The organism is Streptomyces sp. NPDC048349 (assembly GCF_040651925.1).
In the GTDB taxonomy this organism is placed as follows: Bacteria; Actinomycetota; Actinomycetes; order Streptomycetales; family Streptomycetaceae; genus Streptomyces.
Genome location: NZ_JBEZLA010000111.1, coordinates 1 through 11,302, shown reverse-complemented (window position 1 = coordinate 11,302; position 11,302 = coordinate 1). Strand labels below are relative to the sequence as shown.

At 71.7% G+C, this 11,302-nt stretch carries 10 protein-coding genes; 4 read left to right on the top strand and 6 right to left on the bottom strand.

Going from position 1 to position 11,302, the window contains the following annotated elements:
* Positions 1–109 (bottom strand): LacI family DNA-binding transcriptional regulator (locus AB0D44_RS33315; protein ID WP_362598316.1); only part of this gene is annotated, 109 nt, incomplete at its 3' end.
* 373 nt (positions 110–482) lie between these two features.
* On the opposite strand from AB0D44_RS33315, the gene AB0D44_RS33310 reads away from it, so the two are divergent.
* From AB0D44_RS33310 to AB0D44_RS33295, 4 genes are all read left to right on the top strand, one after another.
* Entirely contained in the window at positions 483–1,832 is a 1,350-nt protein-coding gene (locus tag AB0D44_RS33310) for an ABC transporter substrate-binding protein (protein WP_362598311.1), read from the top strand.
* 131 nt (positions 1,833–1,963) lie between these two features.
* A complete protein-coding gene (locus AB0D44_RS33305; protein WP_362598309.1) occupies positions 1,964–3,037 on the top strand; it encodes a sugar ABC transporter permease in 1,074 nt (357 codons plus the stop codon).
* Positions 3,038–3,041: 4 nt separating this feature from the next.
* Entirely contained in the window at positions 3,042–3,938 is an 897-nt protein-coding gene (locus tag AB0D44_RS33300) for a carbohydrate ABC transporter permease (RefSeq protein ID WP_362598306.1), read from the top strand.
* Between the two features lie 62 nt (positions 3,939–4,000).
* On the top strand, positions 4,001–5,443 hold the full coding sequence (locus AB0D44_RS33295) for a GH1 family beta-glucosidase (protein ID WP_362598303.1): 1,443 nt from the start codon (positions 4,001–4,003) through the stop codon (positions 5,441–5,443).
* Between the two features lie 146 nt (positions 5,444–5,589).
* Here the strand turns inward: AB0D44_RS33295 and AB0D44_RS33290 are convergent, their stop codons facing one another.
* The 5 genes from AB0D44_RS33290 to AB0D44_RS33270 form a co-directional block, all read right to left on the bottom strand.
* Positions 5,590–6,603 carry a TIGR03842 family LLM class F420-dependent oxidoreductase gene (locus AB0D44_RS33290; protein WP_362598300.1) on the bottom strand — a complete coding sequence of 338 codons (1,014 nt, stop codon included), beginning with the start codon at positions 6,601–6,603 and terminating at the stop codon, positions 5,590–5,592.
* 19 nt (positions 6,604–6,622) lie between these two features.
* Complete coding sequence (gene hydA, locus AB0D44_RS33285) at positions 6,623–8,023, bottom strand: dihydropyrimidinase (protein WP_362598297.1); 1,401 nt, start codon at positions 8,021–8,023, stop codon at positions 6,623–6,625.
* Between the two features lie 10 nt (positions 8,024–8,033).
* Entirely contained in the window at positions 8,034–9,317 is a 1,284-nt protein-coding gene (locus AB0D44_RS33280) for an aspartate aminotransferase family protein (RefSeq protein ID WP_362598313.1), read from the bottom strand.
* An 8-nt stretch (positions 9,318–9,325) separates the two neighbouring features.
* A complete protein-coding gene (locus AB0D44_RS33275; RefSeq protein WP_362598294.1) occupies positions 9,326–10,168 on the bottom strand; it encodes a nitrilase-related carbon-nitrogen hydrolase in 843 nt (280 codons plus the stop codon).
* A 167-nt stretch (positions 10,169–10,335) separates the two neighbouring features.
* On the bottom strand, positions 10,336–11,208 hold the full coding sequence (locus AB0D44_RS33270; protein WP_362598291.1) for a hypothetical protein: 873 nt from the start codon (positions 11,206–11,208) through the stop codon (positions 10,336–10,338).
* Between the last annotated feature and the right edge of the window lie 94 nt (positions 11,209–11,302).

The window sequence follows — 11,302 nt, the reverse complement described above, 5'->3', positions numbered from 1 at the left end:
CGCTCACCCGCGGCGAGCCGTTGATCACCCGCGAGACCGTGCCCCGGCCGACGCCGGCCAGGGCCGCGACCTCTTCCAGGGTGGGCCTGCCGTTCCGGTGTCCGCTCACGACTTTCGAACTCCCCTCGCGATGATTGCCCCGCCCATCGCCACGGCACCGGGTGTGTACCGACGGGCGCATGGGAGCGCTCCCACATTATCCTTGATTCTCCCCCTGCGCCACGCCCGCGTCCTCGACCTCGGCGGTCCGCACCCGAGCACGAGGGGCGGGCGCCGAACAGGCGTCCCTGCGCGACGAATTCGCGTTCATCCCTTGACACCCGCACCCGCCAGGCAGCAACCTTCCGGCAGCGATGTGGGAGCGCTCCCATTCAGGGGTGCGACAAACGGCCTTCCCACCAGGTCCGGGCGGACCCTCGCCGAGCCGCGAACAGTCCGCCGGACCGCCGGCAACGAGCACCACCTTGGACGAGGAGAGTGGAATGCGCACTTCCAGCAGCAGACGCGGACGCCGCACTGCCTTCACCGCGGTCGCCGCCGCCGTCGCCGTCGCGACCGGTGCGGCGCTGCTCACCGGTTGCGGCGGCGATGACGGCGACGACGCCGCGGCGGCCGGCACGGAGAAGATCACGCTGCGGATCGGGACCTTCGGCTCCTTCGGCTACGACAACGCCACCGGGGCCAAGCTCTATGCCGAGTACGAGAAGACCCACCCCAACATCACGATCGAAGAGTCGAACGTCGCCGACGGCCAGAAGTACTGGGACACGCTCAAGCTGCGCCTCTCCCGCGACAGCGGCCTCGCGGACATCCAAGCGCTGGAGGTGGGTTACATAGCGGAGGCGACCGGGCCCGCCATGGCGGGCAAGTGGGCCGACCTCGCGACCTCCGGCGGCGCGGACCTCGGCGCGTTCCTCGACTGGAAGGTCAAGCAGGCCACCACCGCCGACGGAAAGGTCATCGGCCTCGGCACGGACATCGGCCCGATGGCCATCTGCTACAACAAGGACCTCTTCGCCAAGGCGGGACTGCCGACCGACCGCACGGAGGTGGCCAAGCTCTGGGCCGGCGACTGGGCGAAGTTCCTCCAGGCCGGCGAGACGTACAAGAAGAGCGCCCCCGAGGGGACCTCCTTCCACGACTCCGCGAGCGGCCTGTTCAACGCCGTGGTCTCCAGCGAGCCGGTGCAGTACGCCAATGCCAAGGGCGAGCTGGACTACGAGAACAGCCCCGGTGTCAAGAAGGCCTGGGACACCGCGGTGGCCGCGGCGAAGGGCGAGCTGACGGCGAAGCTGCGCCAGTTCGACGAGAAGGGCACCTGGAACGCGGCCTTCAAGAACGCGAAGTTCGCCACCGTCGCCTGCCCGAGCTGGATGACGGGCATCATCAAGGAGCAGGCGGGCGCGGAGAACCAGGGGAAGTGGGACATCGCCGCGCCGCCCGTGGCCGGCAACTGGGGCGGCTCGTTCCTCGCCGTGCCGAAGTCCGGCAAGCACGCCAAGGAGGCCGCCGAGCTCGCCGCCTGGCTGACCGCACCGGCGCAGCACGCCAAGGTCTTCGGCGTGAACGGCAACATCCCCTCCACCAAGGACACGCTCACCTCTCCGGCCGTCCAGGACGCCAAGCTGGCGTACTTCGGCGACACCCCGGTCGGCAGGATCTACTCGCAGGCCGCGGCCGGCATCACGCCCGCCCCCATCAGCCGGTGGGACGGCCAGGTGAAGACCTTCCTCACCGACAACGGCATCCTCGACATCGAGCAGCGCGGCACCGACCCGGCGAAGGCGTGGGAGAACGTCAGGAAGCTGGTCAACGACAAGATCGACAAGTAGCGGGGGCGCGACGGCCCGCCGCCCCCGCCTCCCCGCGGCCTTCCCGTGGGTGGCGGCGGCCCGTCCCCGTCCCCACCACAGCGCCCCGCACCCCCGCACCACCGGACGCATCGACCTGGAAGGACGCCCCCGTGGCCACCTCCGTACGGGCGACGGGGGGCGGCTCCCCGCCGCCCGCGCCCCGACCCCCGGGCATCAGCGCCGACCCCGGATCCGGATCCCGCAGGCAGCGGCCCTCCGGCCCGAGCGGCCTGCGCAGCACTCTCTACCGCCTCGACCTGAAGGCGGTCCCCTACGTCTTCGTCGCCCCCTTCTTCCTCACCTTCGCCGCCTTCGGGCTCTTCCCGCTGCTCTACACGGGCTGGCTGTCGCTCCACCGGGTCGAACTCGGCGGCAGCGCCCAGTGGAAGGGGCTGGAGAACTACCGGTCCCTGGCGAGCAGCGAGTTCTTCTGGAACGCGCTCGCCAACACCTTCACCATCGGGGTGATCTCGACCGTTCCCCAACTCCTGATGGCCCTCGGCCTGGCCCATCTGCTCAACTACAAGCTGCGGGGGCGCGGGTTCTTCCGCGTCGCGGTCCTCGCCCCGTACGCCACGTCGATCGCGGCGGCGACGCTCGTCTTCGCCCAGCTCTTCAACACCGACTACGGCCTGATCAACACGGCCCTGAACTGGTTCGGCCTCGGTCCGGTGTCCTGGGAATCGTCCAAGTGGCCGGCGCAGATCGCGATTTCGGTGATCGTGACCTGGCGCTGGACGGGCTACAACGCGCTCATCTACCTGGCGGCGATGCAGGCCGTACCCCAGGACCTGTACGAGGCCGCGGCGCTCGACGGGGCCTCGCGCTGGCGCCAGTTCCTCAGTGTCACCATCCCCTCCATCCGGCCGACGATCCTCTTCACGGTCATCGTCTCCACCATCGGCGCCACCCAGCTGTTCGGCGAGCCGATGCTCTTCGGCGGCAGCGTCGGCATCAGCGGCGGCAGCGGAAACCAGTTCCAGACCCTGAGCCTGCTCATGTACGAGAAGGGGTGGGTGACCGGTGCGCTGGGCCAGGCCTCCGCCATCGCCTGGGTCATGCTGCTGCTCCTCCTGTTCATCGGCGGCATCCAGGCCCTGATCACCCGCTCGAACCTGCACCGCGACCACAGGCGCCTCCGCAGCAGCCGCACCGACCACGTGCGCCGGAAGGCGGGGAGCTGAGGTCATGGCCCAGGCACGCGACACGACCACCACCGCCAGGGCGCCCCGCGCCGGCCGTTTCCGCCAGTCCGCAGGCCGTCAGCACCACGCCGGACCGCTGACCTACGTCCTGCTGGGCGTGGCCGCCCTCGTCTCCCTCTTCCCCCTGTACTGGAACCTCGTCGCCGCCTCCCACTCGGGCGAGCGCGTGGTCGAGGCCCCGGCCCCGCTCCTGCCCGGCCCCCGGCTCCTCGACAACCTCTCCTTCGCCTGGAACCAGGTCGACATGGGAGAGGCCCTGGTCAACACCACCGTCGTGGCCGGACTCGTGGCCCTGTCCACGGTCCTGTTCTCCACCCTGGCAGGTTTCGCCTTCGCCAAACTGCCGTTCAAGGGCAGGGGCGCCCTGCTCGCCCTCGTGGTCGCGACCATGACGATCCCGCCGCAGCTCAGCGTGATCCCCCTCTACCAGATCATCACCGACCTGGGCTGGGTCGACCAGCTCCAGTCGGTCGTACTGCCCTCCCTGGTCGCCGCCTTCGGCGTCTTCTTCATGCGCCAGTTCCTCATCGAGGCGTTGCCGCTGGAGCTGGTGGAGGCCGCCCGGATGGACGGCGCGCACAGTCTGCGCATCATCTGGCACGTGGTGTTCCCGGTCGCCCGGCCCGCGATGGCGGTCCTCGGGATGCTCGTCTTCGTGCAGGCCTGGAACGACTTCTTCTGGCCGTTCATCGCACTGACCCCCGATGGCAATCCGACCCTCCAGGTCGCCCTGGCCGGCCTGGGCGCGGGCAACCACACCGTCGACCAGGCCGTGGTACTGACCGGCGCGCTCCTGTCCACGCTGCCGCTGCTGCTGGTCTTCGCCGTCCTCGGCAAGCACATCGTCGGCGGCATCACCGCCGGCGCCGTCAAGAACTGACCGGTCGGCTCGCCCCCCTGTCCGCACCGCATCATCCAAGCTCGCGTTGGGAGCGCTCTCCTATGACCGCGTCCGAGACCCGGCCCCTCAGCACCGTCCGCACCTTCCCACCCGGCTTCCTCTGGGGCACGGCCACCGCCGCGTACCAGATCGAGGGCGCCGCCCGCGAGGACGGCCGGACCCCGTCCATCTGGGACACCTTCTCCCACACCCCCGGCAAGGTCTTCGAAGGCCACACCGGTGACGTGGCCGTGGACCACTACCACCGGTTCCGCGAGGACGTCGGCCTGATGTCCGAACTCGGCCTGGGCGCCTACCGGTTCTCCGTCTCCTGGTCCCGCGTCCAGCCGACCGGGCGGGGTCCCGCCGTCCAGAAGGGCCTGGACTTCTACCGGCGGCTCGTCGACGAACTGCTCGCGGCCGGAATCGAGCCCGTCCTCACCCTCTACCACTGGGACCTGCCCCAGGAGCTGGAGGACGCGGGCGGCTGGCCGGAGCGTGCGACCGCCGAACGGTTCGCCGTCTATGCGGGACTCGCCGCGGACGCCCTCGGCGACCGGGTGAAGCACTGGATCACCCTCAACGAGCCCTGGTGCAGCGCGTTCCTCGGCTACGGGTCCGGCGTCCACGCCCCGGGCCGTACCGACCCCGTCGCCGCCCTGCGCGCGGCCCACCACCTCAACCTCGGACACGGCCTCGCCGTCCAGGCCCTGCGGGCCGCACTGCCGGGGGGCGGCCGGCTCGCGGTCTCCCTCAACCTCCACGAGGTCCGCCCCCTGACCCCCTCCCCGGAAGACGTGGAGGCGGCCCGGCGCATCGATGCCGTCGGCAACCGGATCTGGCTCGGCCCCATGCTGGAGGGCGCCTACCCCGGGGACCTCCTTCGGGACACCACCCACCTGACCGACTGGTCCTTCGTCCGGGACGGCGACACCGCCACGATCCACCAGCCCCTGGACCTGCTCGCCGTCAACTACTACACCCCGACGGTCGTCTCGCACGCCGCCCCGGGCGCGGAACGGCCGCAGGACGACGGCCACGGGAACAGTGCGCATTCGCCCTGGCCCGGCGCGGACGAGGTCGCCTTCCACCGGGCGCCGGGCCGTCGGACGGCGATGGGCTGGCCGGTCGACCCGGGCGCCCTGTACGACCTGCTGACCCGGACCGCCGCCCGCTACCCGGGGCTGCCGCTCGTCGTCAGCGAGAACGGAGCTGCGTACGACGACGAGGTCGGCCCGGACGGCACGGTCCACGACCCGCAGCGCGCCGCCTACGTCCACGCCCACCTCGACGCCGTCCACCGAGCGATCTCCGACGGGGCGGACGTGCGCGGCTACTTCCTCTGGTCGCTGCTGGACAACTTCGAGTGGGCGTACGGCTACGCGAAGCGGTTCGGCGCCATCCACGTCGACTACGACACCCTGAAGCGCACGCCCAAGTCGAGCGCACACTGGTACGCGGCCGTGGCACGCACGGGCGAGCTGCACGCTCCGGGCACCGCATAGCCGGTGGCCCCCCGGAGGCGCCGCTCTCGGGTCCCGCCGGCAGGGCCGCGGCCGCTTCCTCCCCCGCTGTGTCCGGGGGAAGGAACCGGCCGCGGCCCTGCCGACGGTTTCGGGCACGTTCTGCCCCAGCTGCCGGCCGTCAGACGTCAGGCGAAGGACGGGATGACGCCGGAGCCGTACGCGTCGATGGTCGTCTCCCGGGCGTCGTGCATGTCGTAGACGGCGAACTGGTCCACGCCCAGATCGCGTAGGGCGCGGAGCTTCTCGACATGGGCCTCGACCGGTCCCAGGAGGCAGAACCGGTCGACGATCTCGTCCGGAACGAAGTCCGCGGACGGGTTGCCGGCCCGGCCGTGGTGGCTGTAGTCGTATCCCTGGCGGGACTTGACGTACTCCGTGAGCTCGTCCGGGACCATCGACGAGTGCTCGCCGTAGCGGGAGACCAGGTCGGCGACGTGGTTGCCGACCATGCCGCCGAACCAGCGGCACTGCTCGCGGGCGTGGGCCAGCGCCTGGGCCGAGGCGTCCGCCGTGACGTACGCGGGGGCCGCCACGCAGATGGTGATCGAGTCCGGGTCCCGGCCGGCCTCCGTAGCGGCCTGCCGGACCGCCTTGACCATCCACTCGGTGAGGTAGGGGTCCGCGAGCTGCAGGATGAACCCGTCGGCCTTCTGCCCGGCCAGGGCCAGCGCCTTGGGCCCGTACGCGGCCATCCAGACGGGCAGCTTCCCGTCCCGGATCCACGGGATCCGCAGCGACTTGCCGTCCACCTCGGCCTCGCGGCCCTCGGCGAGGTCGCGGATCACGCCGATGGCCTCGCCGAGCCGGGCGAGGGTGTTCGGCGCCCGTCCGGCGACCCGCATCGCCGAGTCCCCGCGGCCGATCCCGCACACCGTGCGGTTCCCGAACATGTCGTTGAGGGTGGCGAAGGTGGAGGCGGTGACCTCCCAGGTGCGGGTGCCCGGGTTGGTGACCATCGGGCCCACGTGCAGGCGCTGGGTGTTGGCCAGGATCTGGCTGTAGATGACGAACGGCTCCTGCCACAGCACCGCGGAGTCGAAGGTCCAGCCGTAGCGGAAGCCGTTGCGCTCGGCGCGCTTCATGAGGCTCACGACCTGGGAGGCGGGCGGGTCGGTTTGCAGGACGAGGCCGAAGTCCATAGGGCGGCTCCTCACGGGCTTACAAGTACTGGCAGGTGGAGCGTGGGACGAAGACGCCGTGGCCGGGCCGGCCGGCGTACTCGCGCCGGTCGATGACGAGTTCGCCGCGCGAGAGCACGGTGTCGACGCGTCCGGTGATCCGCTTGCCCTCGTAGGCCGAGTAGTCCACGTTCATGTGGTGCGTCTCGGCCGAGATGACCTGCTCGGCGTGCGGATCGTAAAGGACGATGTCGGCGTCGGAGCCGGGCGCGATGGTGCCCTTCTGCGGGTAGAGGCCGAACATCCGGGCCGGGGTCGCGCAGGCGATCTCGATCCAGCGGCGGCGGCTGATGTGCCCGTCCAGGACGGCTTGGTGGAGGAGGTCCATCCGGTTCTCCACCCCCGGCAGCCCGTTGGGGATCTTGGAGAAGTCGCCGCGTCCCAGCTCCTTCTGCCCCCGGAAGCAGAAGGGGCAGTGGTCGGTGGAGACCACCTGGAGGTCGTTGGTCCGCAGCCCCCGCCACAGTGCGGCCTGGTGCTCCCGCGGGCGCAGCGGGGTGGAGCAGACGTACTTGGCGCCCTGGAAGTCGGGCTCGGCGAGGTTGTCGGTGGACAGGAAGAGGTACTGCGGGCAGGTCTCCCCGAAGACGGGCAGGCCCTTGTCGCGGGCGGCGGCCAGTTCGGCGACCGCCTCCTCCGCCGAGACGTGGACCACGTACAGGGGGGAGCCCGCGACCCGTGCGAGCTGGATGGCGCGGTGGGTGGCCTCGGCCTCCAGCAGTACCTTGCGCGCCTCGCCGTGGTGGCGGGGGTCGGTCTCCCCGCGCGCCAGGGCCTGTTCGACGAGGACGTCGATGGCGATGCCGTTCTCGGCGTGCATCATGATCAGCCCGCCGTTGCCGGAGGCCCGCTGCATGGCGCGCAGGATCTGCCCGTCGTCGCTGTAGAAGACGCCCGGGTAGGCCATGAACAGCTTGAAGGAGGTGACCCCCTCCCCGACCAGGAGGTCCATCTCCTTGAGCGTGCCCTCGTTGACGTCCGAGAGGATCATGTGGAAGGCGTAGTCGATGGCGCAGTTGCCGTCGGCCTTGTCGTACCAGGTGTCGAGGCCCTCGCGCAGGGCGTGGCCCACGCTCTGCACGGCGAAGTCGACGATGGTGGTGGTGCCGCCCCAGGCGGCGGCCCGGGTTCCGGTCTCGAAGGTGTCCGAGGCGGAGGTGCCGCCGAAGGGGAGCTCCATGTGGGTGTGCACGTCGACCCCGCCCGGGATGACGTACTTCCCGCTCGCGTCGATCGTACGGTCGGCCGTCCAGGCCGCGGCGGCCTGCGAGCCGTGTGCGGCCAGGGCCGCCACGCGGCCGTCCTCGATCAGGACGTCCGCGTGGAGTTCGTCGGCGGCCGTGACGACGAGGCCGCCGCTGATCAGGGTGCGGATGCTCATGTACGTCCCCCTACTGGATGCTGCGGAGCGCCTGTTCGAGGATCTCGGCACCCTCTTCCGCCTCGGCGACGGTGAGGGAGAGCGGCGGCGCGATGCGCAGCACGCTGGTGTTGTGCCCGCCGCCCTTGCCGATCAGCAGGCCGCCTTCGCGGGCGGCCTCCTGGACGGCGGTGGCCGCGTCGGGGTCGGCCCGGTCGGTGCTGGGCCTGGTCAGTTCCAGGCCGGCCATCAGGCCCCGTCCGCGTACTTCCCGTACGGCGGGCGAGTGGGCGGCGACGGCGCGCAGGCGTTCCAGGAGGAGGCCGCCGACGCGGCGGGCGTTGCCCTGGAGGTCGTGTTCCAGGAGGTACGTGAGGTTGGCGAGGCCGGCCGCCATGGTGACCGGGGAACCGCCGAAGGTGGAGATGGAGTTGGAGTCGAGGCAGTTCATCACCTCGGCGCGGGCCACGACCCCGCCGATCGACATGCCGTTGCCGATGCCCTTCGCGAAGGTGAGGATGTCCGGAGGGCCGTTGTGGGCGTGGGCCTGCCAGCCCCAGAAGTGTTCGCCGGTGCGGCCCCAGCCGGTCTGCACCTCGTCGCTGATCCACAGGATGCCGTGCCGGTCCAGCACCTCGCGGAAGGCCCCGTACAGGCCGTCGGGCGGGGAGGTGAACCCGCCGACGCCCTGGATCGGCTCGGCGATGAGCGCCGCCACTCCCCCGCGGGCCTGGCCGAGCACGTCCTCGAGGTCGGCGACGGCCGCGGCGGTGAAGGCGGTGTCGTCGAGGTGGGCGAGGGGGCCGCGGGTACGGACGGCGCCGTGGACGTAGTAGGTCTGCAGCGGCGAGAGGCTGGTCGGGGACCAGCCCCGGTTGCCCGTGACGGAAACGGTGGAGAAGGACCGGCCGTGGTAGCTGTTGCGCATCGCCAGGATCTGGTTGGAGCGGCGGTACGTCGTCGCCAGCAGCAGCGCGGTGTCGTTGGCCTCGGTGCCCGAGGTGGTGAAGAAGACCCGGGCCTCGGGGATCCCGGAGAGCGCGGCGACCCGTTCGGCCAGTTCGATCATCGGGCGGTTCAGGTACAGGGTGGAGGAGTGGATGATCCGCCCGGCCTGTTCGGAGACGGCCTTGGTGACCTCGGGCAGCGCGTGGGCGGTCATCGTGGTGAGGATGCCGCCGAAGAAGTCGAGGTAGCGGTTGCCGTCCGCGTCCCAGACGTGGCGGCCCTCGCCGTGGGTGAGTTCGATGGGACGGTCGTAGTACAGCGCGAGCCAGTCGGGCAGGACGGTGCGGTGGCGGCTGTGCAGGGGCATCGGGTTGCTCACGGCTGTACGAGTCCTCCGTAGGCGTCGGGGCGGCGGTCGCGGTAGAAGGCCCATTGGGTGCGGACCTCCTCGATGAGGCCGAAGTCGAGGTCGCGGACGAGGAGTTCCTCCTCCTTGTCGCTGGCGACGTCGCCGACGAACTGGCCGCGGGGGTCGACGAAGTAGCTGGTTCCGTAGAAGTCGTTGTCTCCGTACTCCTCCTGGCCGACCCGGTTGATGGCGGCGATGAAGTACTCGTTGGCGACGGCGGAGGCGGGCTGTTCCAGCTGCCACAGGTGCGAGGACAGGCCGCGGTGGGTGGCGGACGGGTTGTAGACCAGCTGGGCTCCGGCCAGGCCCAGTTGGCGCCAGCCCTCCGGGAAGTGCCGGTCGTAGCAGATGTACACCCCGACCCTGCCGACGGCCGTGTCGAAGACGGGCCAGCCGAGGTTCCCCGGGCGGAAGTAGTACTTCTCCCAGAAGCCCTTGACCTGGGGGATGTGGTGCTTGCGGTACTTGCCGAGGTAGCTGCCGTCGGCGTCGATGACGGCGGCGGTGTTGTAGTAGAAGCCGGCGCTCTCCAGCTCGAAGACCGGTACGACGACGACCATGCCGGTCTCGCGGGCCAGGTCCTGCATGCGGCGGACGGTCGGGCCGTCGGGGACGGCCTCGGCCCAGCGGTAGTGCTCGGGCTCCTGGACCTGGCAGAAGTAGGGGGCGTTGAACACCTCCTGGAAGCCGATGATCTGCGCGCCCTGGGCGGCGGCCCGCCGGGCGTGCTCCTCGTGTTTGGCGATCATCGATTCGGTGTCTCCGGTCCAGGTGGCCTGGACCAGCGCGGCGCGGACGACTTGGGCCATGAGCTGCTCCTCGCGACGGGAACGCCGGGTTCTACGCACGTAGACGGTGTCCGTAGGGAGTAGAACGTAGGCCTCGTCACAGCGCGGGGCAAGACCGCGTTGCGCGGTTGGAGTAGTCGATCAAGTTACGTCGCCCCGCGGTCGATTGCGGTCAGGCGGCGGGCGCTTTACGCCGTGGTCATGCCCGCCACCCGCAGTGCGTGGACCAGGTCCCGATGGTGGGTCGCGGAGGCCTCCCCGGCGGCCCGGAGCAGGCGCGGTACGAACCACTGCGGATCGCGGCGGGCGAGGGCGGTGGCCTCCTCCGCGGTGCGGACCCGGACGAAGGCACCGAGCAGGGTGTCGGCCTCCCGGGTCCGTCCGGCCTCGCCCAGGCAGAGCGCGGCGTCGGCGATCTCGGCGGTGGGGCGGGCAGCGCCCTGGCGCAGCAGGCGGTCGCAGTCGGCCTCGCGGCCGCACCCGTCGAGGGCGGCCGCGGCCGCGGCGAGCCGCTCGGGCGGCAGGGAGGCCGCCTCCCACAGCAGCGTGGCCCAGTCGGCGGCGAGTCCGGCGCGGGCCAGCTGGTCGGCGAGGCCGGGCAGCCGGTCCGCGGGCCAGGCCGCGAGCTCGCAGAGCAGCGCGTGCGCCTCGCCGCCGCGGCCCTGCGCGCGCAGGGCGATCAGTTCGCCGACGACCGCCCGGGGGCTCCTTCGCGGGGGCGTGGCGGACTCGCCCGGTCCGGCCGGGGCCGCGGCCGCGTCGTCCTGTCCGGCGGGGCGGGTCTCCGGGGTGCCGCCCGGGGCCGCGCCGCGTGCGTGGCCGGGGCCCCGGGCGGCCGGGGCGTCCTCTGCCGGTGCGTCCGTGGGCGGGAGTTCGGGCTCCGGCCGGCCGAAGCGCGCCCCGCGCGGAGCGCGTGCGGCATGCGGCCCGCCCCGGCCGGCGTCACCGTCGGGGTGCCCCGGCGGGGGCGTGAACGCCGGGGCACCGGCGGCCGTCCCCGCGTACCGGGCACCGCCGGCCCGCCTCCCCCGCCGCAGCCCCCGCCCGGCCGCCCCCTGCACGGGCGAGCCCCCGCAGTCGGCGCCCGCCGGGGGCCCGCAGGCCGAGTCCGACGTGCCCCCGGGATCCGCACCTCAAAGCGCCGCCTGCCCTTCC